Source organism: Parabacteroides goldsteinii (genome assembly GCF_020091425.1).
GTDB classification, from domain to species: domain Bacteria; phylum Bacteroidota; class Bacteroidia; order Bacteroidales; family Tannerellaceae; genus Parabacteroides; species Parabacteroides goldsteinii.
Window position 1 is genome coordinate 2117517 of record NZ_CP081906.1, and the last position, 20870, is coordinate 2138386.

Sequence of the window (20870 nt, forward strand, 5' to 3'; positions counted from 1 at the left end):
TTACTGATTTTGCGAGGTTAAAAACTTAACATAACCACTCAGGCTATTAAATAACATATGGTCAACCCCCTGACTAGTGATCGTACCACCTGAAATACCGTCCACATAATCCTGTCCGGCAACGCTTTTACCCGGCTTAACTACAGCTATGGATTTGAAAGATCCGTCCATAAACAGCTTCTTACCTTTAAACTCGTTACTAAATGCAGGTTTTGCGATCTCAGCACCCAAACCTGGAGTTTCCCCCTGATGGCTGAAGTCTGCACCAAAAACAGTATTCTTATCCGAATCTACAGAAATATACCCCCATAACGGACCCCAAAGACCCGCTCCGGACAAAGCCATGATATATTTTGTTTCACCATTAACATTTGCCACATATACTGGGTGTTGATCGGCTGTTGCAGTAAAAGCATCCCCTTCAACTTTCTCTCCGTTTTCATTAACAAGGAAAGCTTCCTTGATCAATTCACCATATTTCGCTTTAGCCTCATTGGCCGGAACCGAAACATTGATAGAACGCAAGATCTGCTGTCTCTTATCATTATCTTCATTTTCTTTCTGGAAACTTCTCAGTGACTGTGAAGTGAAAGCCAACACAACCGCTACCAAAAGAACCATTACAGATGCATATATTATAGTATATGCATTACTATCTCTGTTCATACCACCTTTCTTTTCTGGTTTGATCTCTTCAAAATCTGAAGAAGGGGCTGCACATAAAGGGCATACATCCGGAGCTTTGTCTCCTTCGTGGATATAACCGCAAACTTTACATTTATATTTTTTAGTTGCCATACTCCTTCTTATTTATTCAGTTTTACACGATTGATTCTTCTGTTAATGTTTGCTTCAACTACATAATAGTCAATCAGCGGAGCAAATACGTTCATCAACAGGATAGCAAGCATCATACCTTCAGGATAACCCGGGTTCAACGCACGGATAATGATAGCCATAGCACCTACAAGGAAACCATAGATATATTTACCTGTTTCAGTACGAGCAGATGTTACAGGGTCTGTAGCCATAAATACGGCACCGAAGGCAAAACCACCTAAGAACAAATGATCCAGAGGAGATACACACATAGCAACCGTTGTTCCGATCATATTGAAGATAGCGGCCATAAATGCACCACCCACAAACACGGAAACCATTGTCTTCCAGCTGGCAATACCAGTGTACAGCAATATCACAGCACCGATCAGGATAGCCAGTACGGAAGTTTCACCGATAGAACCCGGAATCAATCCCAGGAACATATCCCAGGTTGAAATCGGCTGACCTAATACGTCAACTGCCTGGAACGAACCGATCATTTCTTTACCAGCGATAGCAACCTGTCCAAGCGGTGTTGCACCAGAGAAACCGTCAACTACCTGTCCGGCACCCATACCGAATGTATCGGCAGTGCGAACGAATACCTGGTCGCCAGACATGGCAGCCGGATATGCAAAGAACAGGAATGCACGGGTAACCAATGCAACGTTAAACACGTTGTAACCTGTACCACCAAATACTTCCTTGGCAAAAACAACTGCAAAAGCCGTAGCCACAGCAATCATCCACAGCGGAGTATCGATGGGAACAATCATCGGAATCAATATACCGGAAACCAGGAAACCTTCCTGAATTTCTTCTTTTTTCACCTGGGCAACAGCAAACTCGATACCCAGACCAACTACATACGAAACAATAATCTTAGGCAGTACGGCCAGAAAACCGAAGATGAAGGTCATCAACCATCCCGGATCAGTACCAACAGCCAGATTGTGTTGATAGCCGACGTTGTACATACCAAAAAGCAAAGCAGGCAACAAAGCGATAATAACCACAGTCATAGTACGCTTAGAATCGATATAGTCGTGAATATGCACGCCTGATTTCGAAGTGGTGCTCGGAACAAATAAGAATGTTTCAACACCTTCGAATACAGAACGGAACATCGCCAGCTTTCCGCCTTCCTCAAAGTTAGGCTTAATCTTGTCGAGGTAATTCCTTAACGCTTTCAATGTATTCTAATTTTTTATGTTATTAATTCATTTCCTTGTATAACAGATCCAATCCCTGACGTACGATCTTCTGGATCTCGATCTTGGAAGTGTCAACAAACTCGCAAAGTGCAAAATCTTCCGGAGCAACTTCATAAATACCCAGATTTTCCATTTTATCAATATCGAAAGCGATAATAGCTTTCAACAGGTATTCAGGATAAATGCTCATCGGGAACACTTTTTCATATTCATTCGACATGATCATGGCACGTTTGCCACCCTTGATACGGGCATCAATTACATACTCTTTGCTTTTAGGAGCCAGCCATGTAAAGAAAGAGTGACTTACACTGTATTTTCCAAACCCGGGAGTTGCCCAACCAAAGAAGTCGTAAGTTTTGTCTCCTTCCGGAATCACAGTGATCTGGTTATCATAAGCACCCAGATAATCGTCCTTACGAACTTTAGTACCGGTCAGCACGTTACCGCTGATAATACGGAGGTCTTCCTTGCCTTCCAGGATCTTTCCTGAAACAAGACTGCTGATCGTACAACCGGAAATAGTCTTGATATAACCTCTTTCTGTTGTTTCAGAACCGGTTAATACGACTAAACGGCTGAAGTCAGCCACGCCTTTATTGAACAGGCGACCGATAACGATCACATCTGCCGGGTTTACTACCCAAACAACTTCCGACTTGTTGACAGGCTTGATATGATTGATCTGCACACCTACGTTTCCTGCAGGATGCGGACCTTCAAACTCAACTGTTTCAACTCCTTTCACATTCACGGTAGAACCATTTCTGACACCGACATACACTTTACCTTTGGTAAGTTTTGCCAATGCATCCAACCCGGTCTGGAAATCAGCTTCCTGTCCTTTCAGGATGAAATCGAAATTCGGAGCCAACGGTGCAGAATAGAAAGCCGACACAAAAATGTCGCGCGGTTCATCTGACGGCGTAGCTACGATATCGTACGGACGCTGTTTGATAAAAGGCCACATACCACCATTGAGCAGGGCTTCTTTTACCTCTTCACTCTTCAGTGAAGACACATTTTTCTTGCCGAAATCTTCATATTCGATCTGCGTATCCGGCTTAACAACGATGCTAAGCACTTTACGCTTCTCTCCTCGGTTTACGGCAGTTACTTCGCCACTCACGGGCGAAACAAACTTGATCTCCGGGCGGTTCTTATCGATCATCAATACAGAACCGGCTTTGACTTTTTCTCCTACTTTGGCAACAACTTTGGGGGTAATACCGTTATAATAGTCGGGAACGATAGCATAGCTATCACTTTTCCCGGCGTTTAGCAGTACTTCCGAAGCTTTACCCTTCAGATTAATGTCTAAACCCTTTTTAATCTTAATCACATTTGCCATGATACAACTAAAATTGTTTATATGTAATTTTCCCGCAAAAGTACATAAATTTTTATGCTTTAAAGCAGGATTAAAGAAATAATTAGAGAAATAATTCCATAATTTTGTACCGTCAAAGAAAGATATATGAAAATGAGAGTGTATTGTTTACTATTTTTGTTGTTTTGTGCCGCTACAATGCAGGCCAATGCTCAGCAAACGTACTTTACCGACGTTAACAGCAAGCTGATAAAAACCCTTCAGGTGAAGGTGGCCGGAGAGTTTATTTCCGAGCCTTATATCGAACTGAACGGAGATCAACAGATCCAGATCAACTTCGATGCGTTGGAACAGGGAGGCGTGCGCTATTCCTATTCTATCATTCATTGTGATGCCAACTGGCAGAGGTCCATCCTCTCTCCCATTCAATATATGAGTGGTTTTCAAGGATTAACGATAGATGACTTCGCCAATTCCATTAACACCACAACGCAGTACACAAACTACAACCTGCTGCTTCCGAATGAAGACATCCAGTTCAAAGTTTCGGGAAATTATGCCGTGCAGATCTACAACGAAGACATCCCCGACCAGATAGTCCTTACCGCTTGTTTTTCGGTTGTGGAACCGATGGTCGGCATTTCGGCCTCCGTTAGCGGAAATACGGATATCGATACGAACCAGACTCACCAACAGGTAAGTTTCACGGTCAATAACAAAAACTTCCCGATACCTTATCCGCAAACAGACCTGAAAATACATGTCTATCAGGATAACCGACGCGATAATGCCGTATCAGGGCTTCAACCGACGACTATTCTTGAAAATCAGATTGGTTACACAAACAACCGCAGTCTGATCTTCTCTGCCGGAAACGAATACCGCCGCATGGAATTTTTGAGCACGAAATATAACGGGATGCACATAGAAAGCATTTCGTACCACAATCCTTATTATAATGTAGAACTGATGACCGATCACAAGCGCAGCGACCAGACCTATCAGTACGATCAGGACCAGGACGGCCGTTTCTTTATCCGTTGCAGCAGTTGTGACGACCCGGATACGGAAGCGGATTACTGTATCGTGCATTTCGCTTTGGCTTGCGATCCGTTCCTTGACGGAAATGTCTATCTGAACGGCGAACTGTTCCACAATGTCCTCGATGAAAAGAGTAAAATGGGATATAACTTTGAAACCCACCAGTACGAAAAAGCAGTACTCCTGAAACAAGGAAGTTATAATTATCAATACCTATTCGTACCCAACGGCAGCACAGTCGGAGAAACCGGCCCGATAGAAGGCAATTATTACCAGGCGGAAAACGAATACACCATTTACGTCTATTACCGTCCGATGGGAACGCAATATGACCGTTTAATCGGAGTCACAAGTGTTAAAAACGCAATGCAGGTATTTTAAAACCTGCATTGCATGTAGAAATTTAAAATAAAACAAATGGCCGTACCCCAAAAAATGGGGACAGCCATTCGTAATTAATATTCCGCCAAATCATTACTTGTTAAAACCATCAATAACAAGCTTCCAAGTTTTAGTTGTATTCCCATCGGCAGCAATCACTTCATATTGCATATCGCTTTTTGAAAAATCTCCTATCTTGCCCAACATGGGAGTATCTCCAATGGGAGTAATAGTAGCAGCTGTAGAAATAGTGCAATATGCATTTAAATTACTCAACGTAACCTGATTTCGTATCTCCTGAGTAAATGTTCCATTCACGGCAGGTACTGTGATATTACAGGTAACAGTTGTATTCTCAACATTAATGTCTATATCTGCATCCATTTTCTGTACCCTTAGTTTTTCACTGTCACCTTCTTTGACCATCCAGCGATATTCGAAAGTAAACGCCTTGATGTCAGCATCTTCATAACTAGGCAAATCTTCCAAACCCGATTCCAGGCATGAAGAGAATGACATGCAGACAAAAAACAGCAATATACATTTTAAATATTTCATTTTCATACTTTTTTAGTTGTTCATTCTATTATAACATTACCATCCGGGGTTCTGATCGTCAGCCAGATTCGGATTCTCATTACGTTCGCTTCTTGGAACCGGGAGCAGATAGCGGCGTTTAGTAAACACACGTGCATTAGCAGCTTCTACAGCTTGTACCGTTCCGATTGAAAAAGTACGACCATCTTCTGATATCGTTATAGCGGTAGGAGTCGTATTCAGTTCAGGAATAACATTTAATCCCTCTTCCTTACCCCAACGTAATAACGACCAATAACGGTCATTCTCCTGTACCAATTCAGCCCGGCGTTCTATTTTGTAGTATTTCCAGACATCTTCCAGACTGGTAGTTGCAGTCAGTCCCGGTAATCCTCCGTGAACATCCCTGGTCTTATTGATATACTCAATAGCAGAACTTTTATCCCCCAACCGAAGCATCGCTTCTGCATAATTCAAATATGAACGGCCTAAACGAAGAACGACATAATGATAGTTGGTCGGATCAGAGTACCACAGCCATTTATCTTCATAAACTCCCTTACGATAAACATATCCGCTCTTGGTCACATGACGTGCCTGTTCCTTATTAGATAAGTAATGAATATTGCCTTTCAGGCGGGTAGTCACAAGCGAAGTGAAAAAATGACAGGAATCGTACACGATAGTTGCTGCAAAACGTTTGTCGCGATGTCCGTAAATAGCATCATTCACCCATAATTTCCCCTGTTTGAAATCTTCGGTATAATACGAAGCCTCATTCCACGGTTTGGCCACTCCGTCTTTATCTATTACCAGAAAAGCATCAGTCACTTCCTGTGAAGGAGCTCTGTCCATCCATCCTTCGAAATTTTTATCCAGAGGCCATTTTTCCCATACGCCGTCAATCGCTTTGTCCATGTTCATATTGGGAACAAGTTCTTGCATCCAAGTATTTTGGAAACTTGTATTTTCAGAAATATTATATACGCCGAGTATTATTTCGCTCGAATTCGTTCCGACCGAATAATCATTGAACAACCCCTTAAAGTCCGGGTCCAGCGAATATTTATTCAGACCGAACAAGCTTTCACTGGCCGTTTTAGCCTGTGTATAATAATCTCTCTTTTCATTAGTATCATCCAGATAGGCTGCACCTTGCAGGCAAACTTCAGCTTTAAGCGCATAAGCAGCTCCCTTACTGATACGTCCGGATGCCACATCGACAGGAAGGCGTTCGATCGCTTCATCCAGATCTTTCAGGATGAAATCATACGTTTCTTTAATCGTCTTAGTTCTCGACAACTCCATATCGTCATCAGGAGTCAACACCTTGTCCACAATCATTAATCTTCCGAATTTGCGCGCTTGGGAAAAATAGACCGAAGCACGGAGAAAATGACCTTCTCCCATCAACAGATCCCGCTCCGGCTGTGTGAAGCCTGTTGCAGCAGCTACTTTTTCAAGAATAATGTTACAACGGCGGATGTCTCCGTATTTATTCCAACCATAATCATTATCTTCAGTGATCTGTTCACGGATCAGAGCGTCGGCTTTTTCCGCATTAACGATGGTATTGTCATTCCAGTCGTCGTTTCCGACCAGAAAATCTTTGATAATATAATACGTACCGTTAACAAACAGTTGTGCCGATGCCGGTTTGCTCCAAACAGCATCCTCCGGAAACTTATCCAAAGGGGTGTTGTCCAAATAGTCATGGCAAGATGTCATACTCATCAACGCCATAACACTTATAAATAATTTGCCCAATTTATTTCGTTTCATTTTTCTGTTATTTTAGAATCCGACATTTAATACAATAGAATACGTCTTTTGTGTCGGGTATGCATACCCGTTATTCGCATTTAGTTCCGGGTCATAGAAATCTTTCACATCCGAAATCGTAAAGATGTTTGTTCCCAAGACAGACAGGCGCAAAGAGGAAAACAGCTTGTTATCCTTCAATAGAAGTTTTTTGAAATCATATCCTACCTGCAGACTCTTCAAACGGAAATAGGATGCATTATGATACCAGAAATCCGAACCGACCCCATAGTTGTTATCTCCGTTCAGACCAGTCATAGTAGACATACGCGGAAATATTGCATCCGTATTATCAGGACGCCAGTAATCCAACTGAAATTTATATGTTAATGCCTCAGTATGTGTTCCTCTCATGAATTCATCAAGCGCCCGGTAACGTTCTCCGGTACCCTGGAATAACCCGTTGACGAAGAACCCCTTGTAATCCAAACTGAAATCGATACCATAACTTACAGACGGGAAAGTTGGTTTACCGATACGAACCTGGTCTTCTCCGTCAATTTTACCGTCACCATTAATATCCTGATAAGCGATATCACCCGGTTTCAACTCGTTGGAGGCTTCTCGCCGCGGACTATCCAATATCTGTTGCCCGCTTTGGTATAAACCATCGTTTCGATAAGCTGTTCCGTAAAAATTCTTTGTGTGGGTAACACGCTTTTTAGGATTCATCAAACTGGATAACGATTCATCCTCCTTTTTCTCCCATAATTCATTGTAACCGGTCACATTGAAACCTATTTCATAATGAAATTCTTGAACAGCATCTTTCCAACGGAAATTCATTTCAAATCCGGCACGACGATGTACACTCTCTGATTTCACTTGCGGCAAATCCTTTCCCAGAGGTGTAGTATATCTGTTCTGCGGAGAAATCAAATACCCTTTAGTTCGATAGTAAAAATAATCGAATGATGCCGACAAACGGTTTTGTAAGGTTGTCAGGTCGACCCCGATATCCCATACATCTTTAGTATACCAACTCAAATCATTCGAAACCAAAGGTCCTTCCGAGAAACTGGAAACGAATTTGCCATCGATAACATACCCCTTAGAGTTAAAGCTGTAAGCCGGGACATATCTGAAGCGCATATTCCGGTAATTATCACCGGATAAATCCTCCAGACCTTCCAGACCGACCTGTCCGAAAGAAGCTCTGATCTTAAAGAAGTTTAGAATGTTTCTTTCATTCAGTTCTTTCATAAAACCTTCTTCCGAAACCACCCATGCCAAAGCGGCAGAAGGGAAAAATCCGAAACGAGACCCTTTGGCAAAGTTATCGGAGCCGTCTATGCGGAAGTTTCCTTCAAACAGATATCTGCCTGCATAATCATATTTTACACGCCCCACATAACCGACACGGGCACTTTTCTCTGCAAAACCTGAATTTTGCTGTGTAGAAGCATCTCCTGCAAATAACTGGTCGAAGTCGGAAGAGATAAAACCTTCACGATATGCCCAGAAATTTTCATCGAATGTCTGCTGGAACGTATAAACACCTTGTACTTCAAAATTATGTTTGCCGAATGTTTTCCCGTATTGTACATTTACATCGAACGAGTTACGCCATCCCCATGAATTAGACATCCTGAGTGAACGGAAATCTTTGGGAACCATCGAGCCGTCACTGGTATATTGAGGAGCATTGGCGTTAAATGATTTCGAATTAGAATCTGCGATACGGAAATTACCTGTGAAACCGGCTTTCAAACCTTTTACAAACGGTACAGCCCAATTGGCATACACCTGGACATTTGCATATTTATCGTCATTATTATTGTAGCCTGAGCGTTTATCAAGATAAGCCAGCGGATGCAATGATAAAGCACTAAATGTCCCATCCGGATTATAAGCGTCGATAGTTGGTTTGGCAGCATTGATATCACGCCAAACGGCATAAGCGCCTTTAATAGTCGGATGCTTTCTTTCCCATGCACCGTCAATATTCAAACCGACTTCCAATCCTATCGGATCGAATGTTGTTGAAACATTACTGCGGAGATTATAACGTGTATATTTATCATTATGACCTTCCTTGAATAAAGATCCCTGATCTAAAATGCCCAGTGCCGTATAGTAATTAACTCCGTTTTTAATACCGGAGAAAGAAAGGGCATGACGTTGCTGGATGGCATTATTCCTCAGTGCAAGTTTCTGCCAATCGGTATCCGGCAGAGTCGCAATAACATCAGCTGGATATACCGGGGCTATCCCATCATAGGCTGCGGCCTGGTTGGCGGCGCCTGTATATTCCGCCGTATTCACTCTGTCCGGCAAAACAGTAGGCGAACTGAAATCGAGTCCTCCCGTATATTCTATTTTAGTCTGACCTTCTTTTCCCCTCTTGGTCTGTACCATAATGATACCATTACCGGCACGGGCACCATATACCGCCGTTGCACTGGCATCCTTCAAAATACTGATTTTTTCAATATCAGAAGAGTTCAAGCTATTGAAATCCTGTGCTTCGCGAACTACTCCATCGATAACATACAAAGGAGTACCACCACCACGAATAGAAATAGTTGGAGTAGATCCCGGTTCCGCGCCACCTTGCTGAACGATAACACCCGGCGTACGTCCCTGTAATGCAGAGGCCGTGTTACTAAAAGGCAATTGATCGATTTTGTCTGTCTTCATGGAGGTGACTGCGCCTACCATTTTACGGGTAGAAGTCGTTCCGTAACCGACGACAATGACTTCATCCAAAGCCTGTGAGTCTTCTTTCATCTTTAGTTTAACAGGCGCATTTCCTACAGTAATAATCTGGGGTTTATACCCGATGTAAGAAATTTCCAATTGGCTGCCAACAGGAGCTTCCAATGTAAATTTACCTTCAAAATCAGTAATAGTACCGACCGTTGAATCTTTAATTTTTACATTCACTCCGATAAGAGGTTCACCCGTATCGTCTGTAATAACACCTGTCACGGTATTTCCCTTCTGTTGGGTGATCGTTACTGCCGCATCATTACCGGTATCAGCCATAACGAAATGCGGTGACATACATAATAGTAAGGTACCGATACCTCCTATTTTCAGATAATTCATTTCGTGAGGTTTTATCAAGCCTCGAAATAGGTTAATTCTGTTTGTCATACTTTTAATTATTCGGTTAAACAATCGATAAAAACATTTCTCTCTGGTAAAAATAAGATTACATTTACTCTTAATTTTCGCTTCTTTTTCATGATTTGTCTTGTTTACTAGCGTTATTAACTACATATTGCAACTCTCTGTGATGATTAATGAACTTTATGTATAAAATCAGAATGACTAAAAAAAACGATCGTTTTTTTTAGTCATTCCATTATTACTGAGCATTTTAGTGAATATATTATATTAAACTATGAAATACAAGACGTAAATAATATTCATAAAAGTTGTTCGTTTAGGATAAATAATCTACTTTTACAGACAAAAATAAACGATCGTTTTTTCTAGTCATCTTAATATTTATAGTGTTTTTACTTCACTTATTTAAAGAATAATAACGCTCTATTAATTTATCATATTTACCGCCTATTTATTCGTTATTCTTGATGTCTGAGGATCTTACGGGTAAGATTTGGGGAAGGTATGTCAAAAAATTAAATCACTATTTCTAAGGTTTATCTACCTCAAAATTAATAGCCGCCTTTCTTGCCTGTGAGTGTTGGAATTGGCGGGCTATTTTATATTCACGCCCATCTTTCAACAGATAAGCGCCTGTTTGTTTAAACCAAAAGTTGATATTTTTCTCTATGCACTGCTGGCGGATATCCAATACCCAATCATAATTGCAAACACGGGCCTCCTTTCCGGATTCCCCACCGACCACCACCTGTTCCACCCAATCGCCCAATTCACCCCTGAAATCAATCGGACCGAGAAGCGGTTCGCAAATAATGATTTTATGTTTTATCGGAGCGGCTTTATAGATAGGCAGGCGATAATCGATCCGGTCCTGGTTTTCCATGGTGCAGCAAATAGTTACATGGTCATACCCATCTCCCCAGTCAGCCGGAAGACATTCATGCAACCGGTCGATCCTCTTGGTAATAAAAAGGAAATGAAGGTCTTGTCGTTTTCGTATCATTTCCCAGGCTTCTTCACGCCATTCATCTGCATCTTCTACCAGAAAATCCGATGTGAAGCAAGTATAAACAAGGTTTCCCGAAGGTATCTTATAGGTTTTGTTCTTTTTCTGTTGCAAAGGCAGATTAAACTTTTCCGTTTTAGCGACAACAGAACTGTCTTTACCATATTTACCGTCCGAACGATAAACATAGCAATGCCGGCAGCCTTCACTTAATTTGTGACAGCCATGCCAGGGATTCCATATAGATGCTTTTGAGCCCATCCTCTTCTCTTTATACCCGTGAAACTTCAGTAAAATCAATGCGAAAGTACAATAAATTTACTCCTTTTACCTACAGAAAGCAAATAATCCGGTGAATTCCTGATATATTTCTTCCTTCTTTCCTTGTTTTTCCTCTTATCTTTCAATATATTTGTTCCCAACCTTTTATATTTTTGACCTGGATAACAAACGTTTTCGACCTAGGTGCTAAACGTTTTTGACCAAGGTAGTAAACGTTTTCGACCTGGGTCAAAAATATAGAAGATACGGATGTTTGGATTTGAAAGTAGTAACCTTACAATTAAAACACACTAGTATTATGACCGCACAATACGGACTTTTCAGGAATCCTCCGCATAAGGGAGAAAAAGAGAGTGATATTCTTCATGCCCGGATCATACCGGGAAGAACCATACGGATCGACCGGGTCACACGGGAAATATCCGAATGTACTTCCTTCAGCCCGGGAGATGTGAAAGGACTATTGCAGGCTTTTGCCGATGTACTCGTATCGTATCTGGAAGATGGCGATGAAGTTGAACTGGAAGGTCTGGGACATTTTTCCGTCTCACTGAAATGTCCTAAAATAACGAATCCCCGGCAAGTACGCGCAGAAGATATCACTTTTAAATCGGTAAATTTCCGTTGCTCAAAAGAGATCACAGAACGGCTTCGTTGCATGAACGTGGAAAGAAAGCCGGGATCATCGAAACCCGTCAAATACAACGGTGAAGAACGGAAAGCCAGGATCATTCAATATCTTGAAAAACATGAAACGATCATGAGTTCCGATTGTATGGGAATAAATGAATGTACGCGTTACCTGGCATTGAAAGATATCAAGGAGTTGATTGCCGGAAAGAAAATCGTCAAACAAGGCTACCGTAAAATAGCTGTTTATACTTTACCTAAGAATGCGATTATTTGATGAATGTTTATTGTAGATCCGAGAATAATCTGTTTATAAGAGCGTCAAAAAAACAGTAATGACGCTCTTATAAACAACACACCAGCGAGTTAATAAATAAAAAACAAGCCTACACTTAATTGACAGACAAGGAATTCACTGGATTTTCGTTTGCCGTCCGCCAGGTTTGTAGGGTAACAACAAAAACCGTTAGCAGCAGGATGGAGAAGAACGATACCACATAAACCATCCAGTCTAGCGGAACTTTATATGCAAAATTCTTCAACCATTCGCCTGCAAAATAGATGGATACAGGTACAGAGATAACAAAACTCACGATCAATACCATCAGATACGTCCTGTTAAACCGGTATAAAACATCTTTTACGGTCGCACCGAGTACTTTCCGTATCGCAATCTCCCTACGCCGATATTGGGTTTCAAATAATACCAATCCCAAAATACCCGACAAAGAGATCAGGACAGAGGCAAGACATGAGGCGGAAACAATCCGTCCGGTACGTATTTCATCCCGGTAAAGTTGCCTGATAATCGTTTCATAATACTCTATTTCAACAGGATAAGCAGGATCAATCTCTTTAAATGTTTGCCGTATATGCTCTGTCGCCTTTTCCATATCCGCCCCTTGCCTTATCTTTATACAGGCAACCGGCATGCCGGCATTCTTTTCATTAATGACGAAAGCCAACGGGTAAGCACCGGTCCGCAAAGAATTTATCTTCAATTCATCCGTAATACCGATAACAATCCCTTTATCCTTCCAGTAGGTAATGAGCCTGTCCCCGACCTCCAGTCCGTATTCTTCTTTCGCTTTCCGGTTAAAGACGAATAATAAATCCTTTGACTGCCGGTCTTCCTGACGGGGACACCTTCCTTCCATTACCGGGATATCCATCACTGACAGGAAGTTGGGCGAAACATTCAAATAATGAAAATACATCATTTCGTTATTCTTTTCTGCACCGCCGCCCCGGTATAACTCTTCTGCTCCGACCTTTGCGGAAGAAAAAGCAACATCTTCAATACCGGAATATTTCTTCAATTCATTCGTGAACAGGTCGATCTTCCCGACCGTTTTCCCATTCAGCACAACTACTGCAATACGGTTTTTACCATATCCGAATGAACGGGATTCCATATATCTGTTCTGCTGATAGATCACAAATGCCAGAATAACCAAAGTAAAAGAAATTACATATTGGATACCTATAAGCATTTTCCTTAATGCCAAACCTTTGGGAGACAATCCATAAGAACCTTTCAATGCCATCTGCATGGAAATGGAAGTGGCGCTAACGGCCGGATAGATACCCGCAATGAATCCTACCGCCAAAGACAAAGAAACCAGCCGCAAGAGAACCGGTATATCAAGAGACAAGTTCAACAATACGGCTGGCAGGCAAGCCACCAGCGAAATCACAACGGATTCAAACAGTTGGGCACAACGCAGCCTGGCAACCGATGCCCCGGCAATCTTCCGGATATTGATGCTTTTAATCCGGTAAGGTATAAGGGCCACCGAATAGTTGATATAATTGATCATCGCAATCAACGCCACCAGAAAAGCCACCATCAGCATCCGGTTCATGTTTTCTTTCTTTCCTGATTTGATAAACTTCATCTGGGAAGTGACCGGCTCATAATAGATATCCGCCAGGTTCGTCAGCTTGACTTCCGCTTCTTTATAGTCCGGTGCATCTTCCACATTGAAACAACGGGCAAAAGCGGAACATATCTCATTCTTATCTGCTCCCGGAGTGACTAGGATATAACAGACATAAGTATAATCATCCCATGATTCATACTGGTAAGAGGGACTAACTGCCGTATAAACAGCATTTGCCAGCTGACTATTTTCCGGAAAATCTTTATAGACACCTCCTACGGTCAATGATTTCCTGTCTTTCGTCCAGATATTTCCTTCTGCCGTCAATTGTTTTCCGACAACCGAAATACTCCCGAATATCCTGCGGGCCAGACTTTCGGGTATCAGGCACATCTCCGGCTGCTTCAAACAATCGGGAGTCCCCTCGCGGAAAACAAAATCAAATATCCCGGTGATATCCGGAGAACAAGTTTGTACCGTTTCTTTGAAACCTGTCTGGTTACCGTTGACATCGGTCGTAAAATAACATTCTCCGATAAAGGGATTGATCAACGTACTTTTCTGTATATAAGGAGAAGTAGACACAAAAGCATCGATCAGCAATCTGGAATGTACGGACCATACAGATGCAGGGGTTTTACAGTCTACCCTGTAAATATGATCCACTTGTGGATGGAACCGGTCAAATTTATTGGCAAAATCAACCTGTGCATAAATCGTTGCAAAAACGATATAGGCAATCGCCAATCCCATAATATTCAGTATGGCTGCTGTTTTATTGAATCGTAGTGCGGAAATAAAATTCCTGTATATGACATGCATAATAATTTGTTTTAGTTTGTATTTCAGGTAATAAAGCAACTAGATGTATCCACTGGATACACCAAACGTTTCCCCTGCCAGACGACAGCAGGGATTCAAATTTTTCCTGAAACAGATTTAATTAAGCATGCAGCAAAGGGTGAAGCAGGAATACCGCTTCTGCCAAAGGAATATTTTATATCGTAAGGAGACTTTTTCCTGATCAAAAAGTTTGTGCAGGTACAGTCTGCTTGAAAGACTGACAATTAATAATACTACTGGGATCAACAACAGAATGAACCAGTCAAGACTATTAAATAATACGGGGACCGGTTGGATATCACGAATCAGAAAAACAGCAGGCTGAATTGCTTGTCCCCGAAAATCTGAAAGATTAACCTCCTGAGGGTTTTGAACATACGAAGCCTTCTTCTCTGCAATGATTTGCAGCGTTACAAAAGAGAAAAGGCATAGTAACAACACTTTCAGGAGTTTCATATTATTATTGTATTCAATATTGAAAAGGTGAACTCACAATCTGTAATTCAATTAATAGATAAGACAAATATACAAAATATACATCAATGTATAATACATCAATGTATATTTTTTGCGGAATAGCCATTTTAATGGTACACGGACAACACAGAACACGCGGAGAATCACGGAAAAATAACATCATCCGATTCTTTATTATTTCATTCATACAATATGTTTTAGGGATAAAAAAAGTATCTTTGTAGAAGTAGTAATACATAAAACTCAATAGTATGGAAACGATTCTTTTATCAACAGCGGATAATAATGTTCAGGCTAGCCTGTTACAAAGCGCGTTAAGAAATGAAGGTATAGAATCTTTTCTCAAGAACGAACATCTTTCTACGGTATTCGGGAATATTCCAGGATTCCAGATCGAGATATATGTTTTTGAGAGTGATTATGAAAAAGCGAAAGAAGTCTTGAAGAATGGATTTCCGGAACTTGTGGGTGATGAATAAACAGTTTCTTTATACTTCAGCTATAACGGCGATACTGATTGCTATTTTATTGACGATCGTGCAGGTCGTTCCCGAGAAACCATTGCTGCTATCGGAACGGCTTATGCCATCCGCAGGATGGATACAGGTTGGTATCGCCATTATTTACGGGGCACTGCTCAGTTATAAAATGCAGGACCGGAAAGAACGTCCCAAATGGCGAGTCCGGGCCTGGTTGCTTTTTTCTATTGTTTTCTTTGGGCAGTTACTTTTAGGCGTAACTGTCGATTCTGTCTTTCTGATGACCGGAAAGTTGCATTTACCCGTTCCGGCAATCATACTGGCCGGCCCGATTTACCGGTTGGAGGGATTGTTTATGCCGATACTTTTCCTGAGTACGTTGCTGCTTTCGGGACCTGCCTGGTGCAGCCAGCTTTGTTATTTCGGGGCATTTGATGCATGGAGCGCAAAAGGGAAGACAGAAAAGAATGTTTTTCGCTATCATAAGCAATTACGTTACAGTGTATTTTTTCTGGTAATAGCAGGGGCTATTGCATTACGGTTATCCGGGGCAAGCGGATGGATGGCAACGGTTGCCGGACTGATTGTCGGGATTATCGGACTGGGTATCATGTTGATACTATCACGCCGGAAGAAAAAGATGATCCATTGCAGTAGTTATTGTCCGATAGGAACACTGGTGTCTTTTATGAAGTACCTCTCTCCTTTCCGGGTAAAACTCAATACAGACTGTACACACTGCATGGCTTGTCTGAAATCATGCAAATATGATGCGTTGCACAAAGAAAATATAGAAAAAGGAAAAATCGGTTACACCTGTACTTATTGCGGCGACTGCCTCTCCGCCTGTAAACATGGAGGACTGGAATATCGTTTTTTCAAATTGCGTCCGGCTACAGCCGAACGCCTTTGGATTATTATTACAGCCGTTTTACATACCTGTTTTCTGATGATTGCACGTATCTGACTGGTAAACAGGATTCCCCGCCACATAAGTGGCAACTATATTACGGTCATCCCCCAACGTCTGGATACCGAACAATTTGTTTTCAAGATTCCATTTCCCCTTACGTTCAAGATATTCTTTCCGCATTTGCTGGGAAGGAGTAGCCGTACAATCAACTACAATAAAATCAGCATCCCTGCCCTGGTCGAAACTGCCTATCTTATCATCCAGTTTCAAGGCTTTAGCCGTACCGCGCGTACATTTATATAATGATTCGAATACAGACATGGGATACCCGTTCAGTTGTTGTACTTTATAGGACTCTCCCATGGTCCGGAATAAAGAGAAAGATGTGCCGGCACCAACGTCTGTAGCCAATGTCGTTTGGATATTGATCCGGTTTGCCTGTTGCATATCGAACAGGCCGCTTCCCAAAAACAAGTTTGACGTGGGGCAATGGGCTATTATCGCTCCAGCCTCGGCCATTCGGCGACATTCCGAATCGGATAGATGAATGCAATGGCCGAATACGGAACGTTCGGTAACTAATCCTGCCCGTTCATAAACTTCCAGATAGTCAGAACATTCCGGAGACAATTCAAGGGCTGAATCTATTTCATTCCGGTTTTCCGACAAATGCGTTTGAATGTAAGTATCGGGATATTCTTCATGCAAACGGGCGGCACTAATCAATTGACCATGAGTGGAAGTAATAGAAAAACGGGGAGTAATCACATAAAGATTACGTCCTTTTTTATGCCAGGCTTCGATCAGCTCCCGACTATCAGCCTCTCCGCTTTCTTCAGTATCCATCAAAGACTGCGGTGCGTTACGGTTCATCAGGACCTTACCGGTCAGCATTTGCATGTTATATTCGGAAGCAACCGAAAAGAGAGCATTAACAGATTCTTTATGAACCGTAGCATAAGCCATACAGGCCGTAGTGCCGTTGCGAAAAAGTTCATTTACAAAGAAACGGGCTACCCGTCCGGCATATTCAGAATCTCCAAAAGCCTCTTCCGTGGGATACGTATATTCGTTCAGCCAATCGAGCAGCTGTTTGCCATACATACCTATCATTTCCGACTGAGGATAATGGATATGTGAATCGATCAGGCCGGGCATCAGAAGTTTCCCGGAATAATCAGTAACGAATGCCTCCGGATAACGCTCTTTTATATTTTCATAGGCTCCGGCTTCTATGATTTTTCCTCGACAGACCACCAATGCTCCGTCAGGATAATAACTATAAGATTCATCAAACTTCAGGGGAGAATCCTTAAAATAAAAGACTTCACCTTTATACAAATATACCGTTTCATCCATCTCCATTCTTTACTTTTATCAAATCAACAGATAATATAACAATGTAACATCAAAGGTAAGAAAATTGTTAGAATCCGACTAAAAGCAGAAACAACTACATTAAAAATAATAAATCAACTCTTTGCCCTTGATGAAAATTAATAAGGATAAACTAAAATAAGAGATGGATTATCATTGGTTGAAATATTATTAATATGTATATTTGCAACCGAAAAGGCTTTTGATTTGAAAGCCTTATGTTGCGTGTGATATTTGTGCGGTTACGGAAATCGGCTAAATTTTCTTAAGTACCAATGCACAAAGAAGGCCCCGCAACCCTTTACCGGATATACCTGTTATCTATGCTGCTATGTAGCATGGATTGTTGTTGTATATAGATAAAGGGGGGCGTGCGGCTGACTTTTATTGGTACTGGGCCCTTAGCCGAGCCTCCGTAAAGTAAAAGTTCAGTCCGCCGCCCTTTCTTTTTTATGAAAGGACCACTCTACTCTTATAACGCCATCCAGCACCCGCATATTTTAAGGACAAATATGTTTTATTTATAACCCTACTAGTATGGCTGCACGTATTACTATTGAACAAGCCGCCCAGCTGACCGGTTTCCCGGCAGAAGAGATTCGAAAATGGGCCGATTCCAGAAAGATAAACTCTTATTCGTTTAAAGGCGGTGAACCCTTAGTCGATGTCGGAAACTTGAATCGCTTCATTTCCTGTATCGAACATCTGGGAATACAAAAACTCTATCTGCAATTGATCATCCAGGACAAAGAGGAAGAGGCCAACGAAATCATCGCCCGCTACGACGATTATCTTTTCAGCCTGCGCACTGCCACCACGATCTCTCCCCTGCTTAAAGTAATAATTGCCGAACTATCCTCTTTTATTGAAGACAAAAAAGCACGTTATATATTCGACGAAATAACGGGAGGCGCAAAGATACAGGACGTTGCCGAGCGTTGCGGAATGACGTACGACGGTATGTGTCAGCGGTATAAAACCATCGTATCCCACCTGGAATCAGATACCCGCTTTATGCTTGAATATCAGAAGACAATAACCAACCAGGCACTGGAGATAGAACGCCTGGAACTAGAAAACAGAAATTTGGAGTATGAACTGAACCGGTTGTATAAAAAGGGCCTTAAAGCGGGTTTGCAGTTTACTATCTCCAAATCATTAATCCATGTCCCTTTGGATGCAGCCCGGCGCCTTAATAAACCACTTACAGACCTGACCCTCTCTCCCTATATCCGTAAAGTGCTCGAAGAACTACATATAGAAACAATGGAAGATCTGTTGCGCTATATGGAAACAACCGGCCTCGATTCCCTGCTGGACATTCATGGATTTGGGATAATGGGTCTGGAGCAACTCAAATTCCAGTTGGAGAAACACCGGATACTGGATAAGAACGGCTATTCAGACCTCTACCAATATCTCGTAAGCGATCCGGATATGGACCGGTTCGACTCGGATGCTTATGAACACAGCCATTAAAAAGATGAAAAGCGTTTTTCATAACTATCATAAATATAAAAGAACTATCATACTATCATATTTTTATATAATATACCTATAATCAATATGTTATCCTATGATAGTTCCTGTTTTCAACTATCATTTACCTATCACGCAACTATCATAGTTTTATCCTGAACCCCAATATATGCTTCTTATTTTACTGAAGTATATGACTTATTTTCAGGGAAGTAGTTACTTATGTTGTTCGAGACCCGGGTGTCGACAATGTTGAGACCCGGGTCTGGGCATAGTCAACATCCGGGTGTAAAACAGGCTGAGAAGGGCATCTTGAGAACAAAAAGTATGTATTCCTGTGAAATTAGTCTATATATTTTGGCAAAACATATAGAAGGGAAAGCGATATATAAGTGCAATTATATCCTATTTATAAAGCCTTTTTTAGGTCCTAAACAAGGTCTGTTTAGTTAAAATATAGTCCAAATGATGGTTTTATGACAGTATTATGATAGTTGAAAACGGCAACTGTCATAAAATAACATACTGATTATATGCGCATTATATAAAAATATGATAGTATGACAGTACATTTGATGAAACATTATTATGAAATTCCAATCTGGAGAGGAGGCCGGGGGGATTGTTAAAGCTAGTCAATAAACCTGTAATAGTCAAGTAACTCTGATTATGGTGGTTGTATAACGGGAGCTATTCTTATTAATAACTCCCGTTACTTTTATTTTCAGTTTCTTACCAGCAAGGCATCCGCCACTTCTCCCGCTATTTCATCATCCCGTAAAACCTTCAATAAGGATAATCCAAATTCGAATACAAAACCGGGCCCCTGGCAGGTTATGATATTTCCATCTTGCTCAACACCATTACCGGTAGGGATGGCTCCTATCATAGTCGGTTCGAAGTTCGGGAAACAAGTGGCCTTACGTCCTTTCAATAATCCTAAGCCGCCTAAAACCATAGGTCCTGCACAGATCGCTCCCAGAATTATATTTTCTTTATTCTTTTCCAGTATAAGTTCTTTCAGGCGGGTACAAGTATTCAGATGATTGCTTCCCGGAATACCTCCCGGAAGAATTAAAGCATCTGCCGCACTAAAATCGGCCTCTTCAAACAGGTAATCTGCTATCACCGGGATATTATGCGCCCCCATTACCCGGGTTTCACCGTTAATCGAGATGGTAGAGACTCTGACACCTCCCCTACGTAAAATATCGGCTGTGCCTAACGCCTCTATTTCTTCAAATCCTGTAGCCAGGAATATAAACGCTTGCTTCATATTA

At 41.6% G+C, this 20870-nt stretch carries 16 protein-coding genes; 5 read left to right on the forward strand and 11 right to left on the reverse strand.

Going from position 1 to position 20870, the window contains the following annotated elements:
* The 3 genes from nqrC to K6V26_RS09915 are packed head-to-tail and all read right to left on the reverse strand — an operon-like array spanning nt 1 to nt 3387.
* Nucleotides 1–798 carry an NADH:ubiquinone reductase (Na(+)-transporting) subunit C gene (gene nqrC, locus K6V26_RS09905; RefSeq protein ID WP_010803082.1) on the reverse strand — a complete coding sequence of 266 codons (798 nt, stop codon included), beginning with the start codon at nt 796–798 and terminating at the stop codon, nt 1–3.
* Between the two features lie 8 nt (nt 799–806).
* Complete coding sequence (locus tag K6V26_RS09910) at nt 807–2015, reverse strand: NADH:ubiquinone reductase (Na(+)-transporting) subunit B (RefSeq protein WP_224265250.1); 1209 nt, start codon at nt 2013–2015, stop codon at nt 807–809.
* A gap of 22 nt (nt 2016–2037) precedes the next feature.
* Entirely contained in the window at nt 2038–3387 is a 1350-nt protein-coding gene (locus K6V26_RS09915) for a Na(+)-translocating NADH-quinone reductase subunit A (RefSeq protein WP_224265251.1), read from the reverse strand.
* Nucleotides 3388–3519: 132 nt separating this feature from the next.
* Here K6V26_RS09915 and K6V26_RS09920 point away from each other — a divergent pair, with 132 nt between their 5' ends.
* Nucleotides 3520–4788 carry a type IX secretion system plug protein gene (locus K6V26_RS09920; RefSeq protein WP_010803080.1) on the forward strand — a complete coding sequence of 423 codons (1269 nt, stop codon included), beginning with the start codon at nt 3520–3522 and terminating at the stop codon, nt 4786–4788.
* 93 nt (nt 4789–4881) lie between these two features.
* Here K6V26_RS09920 and K6V26_RS09925 read toward each other — a convergent pair whose 3' ends face one another.
* The 4 genes from K6V26_RS09925 to K6V26_RS09940 form a co-directional block, all read right to left on the reverse strand.
* Nucleotides 4882–5346: a DUF5018-related domain-containing protein gene (locus tag K6V26_RS09925; RefSeq protein ID WP_007656850.1), complete on the reverse strand. Its 465-nt coding sequence runs from the start codon at nt 5344–5346 to the stop codon at nt 4882–4884.
* Between the two features lie 36 nt (nt 5347–5382).
* Nucleotides 5383–7107 carry a RagB/SusD family nutrient uptake outer membrane protein gene (locus K6V26_RS09930; protein WP_046147120.1) on the reverse strand — a complete coding sequence of 575 codons (1725 nt, stop codon included), beginning with the start codon at nt 7105–7107 and terminating at the stop codon, nt 5383–5385.
* 12 nt (nt 7108–7119) lie between these two features.
* The gene (locus tag K6V26_RS09935) at nt 7120–10197 is read right to left on the reverse strand and encodes a SusC/RagA family TonB-linked outer membrane protein (protein ID WP_224265253.1); all 3078 of its coding nucleotides are present in this window, start codon (nt 10195–10197) and stop codon (nt 7120–7122) included.
* A 553-nt stretch (nt 10198–10750) separates the two neighbouring features.
* Complete coding sequence (locus tag K6V26_RS09940; RefSeq protein ID WP_007656853.1) at nt 10751–11488, reverse strand: DUF5131 family protein; 738 nt, start codon at nt 11486–11488, stop codon at nt 10751–10753.
* Between the two features lie 319 nt (nt 11489–11807).
* Between K6V26_RS09940 and K6V26_RS09945 the strand changes: the two genes are divergently transcribed.
* On the forward strand, nt 11808–12416 hold the full coding sequence (locus K6V26_RS09945; RefSeq protein ID WP_224265254.1) for an HU family DNA-binding protein: 609 nt from the start codon (nt 11808–11810) through the stop codon (nt 12414–12416).
* A 115-nt stretch (nt 12417–12531) separates the two neighbouring features.
* Here the strand turns inward: K6V26_RS09945 and K6V26_RS09950 are convergent, their stop codons facing one another.
* Together K6V26_RS09950 and K6V26_RS09955 are read right to left on the reverse strand one after the other, a co-directional pair.
* Nucleotides 12532–14844, reverse strand: coding sequence for an ABC transporter permease (locus tag K6V26_RS09950; RefSeq protein ID WP_224265255.1), 2313 nt, complete (start codon nt 14842–14844; stop codon nt 12532–12534).
* 117 nt (nt 14845–14961) lie between these two features.
* Entirely contained in the window at nt 14962–15321 is a 360-nt protein-coding gene (locus tag K6V26_RS09955; protein WP_046147122.1) for a hypothetical protein, read from the reverse strand.
* A gap of 272 nt (nt 15322–15593) precedes the next feature.
* Here K6V26_RS09955 and K6V26_RS09960 point away from each other — a divergent pair, with 272 nt between their 5' ends.
* On the forward strand, nt 15594–15821 hold the full coding sequence (locus tag K6V26_RS09960; protein WP_007656861.1) for a putative signal transducing protein: 228 nt from the start codon (nt 15594–15596) through the stop codon (nt 15819–15821).
* Nucleotides 15790–16788 (forward strand): 4Fe-4S binding protein, encoded by a 999-nt coding sequence (locus K6V26_RS09965; protein WP_007656863.1) that lies wholly within the window; start codon nt 15790–15792, stop codon nt 16786–16788. Before K6V26_RS09960 ends, K6V26_RS09965 begins: the two co-directional genes overlap by 32 nt.
* Here K6V26_RS09965 and guaD read toward each other — a convergent pair.
* Nucleotides 16753–18093, reverse strand: a complete 1341-nt coding sequence (gene guaD, locus K6V26_RS09970; protein ID WP_007656865.1) for a guanine deaminase — start codon at nt 18091–18093, stop codon at nt 16753–16755. The two genes, K6V26_RS09965 and guaD, sit on opposite strands and share 36 nt — an antisense overlap.
* Before the next feature lie 555 nt (nt 18094–18648).
* Here guaD and K6V26_RS09975 point away from each other — a divergent pair.
* Entirely contained in the window at nt 18649–19590 is a 942-nt protein-coding gene (locus tag K6V26_RS09975; RefSeq protein WP_007656874.1) for a hypothetical protein, read from the forward strand.
* A 724-nt stretch (nt 19591–20314) separates the two neighbouring features.
* On the opposite strand, the gene K6V26_RS09980 is transcribed toward K6V26_RS09975, so the two are convergent.
* Nucleotides 20315–20866, reverse strand: a complete 552-nt coding sequence (locus K6V26_RS09980; RefSeq protein WP_007656876.1) for a DJ-1 family glyoxalase III — start codon at nt 20864–20866, stop codon at nt 20315–20317.
* Between the last annotated feature and the right edge of the window lie 4 nt (nt 20867–20870).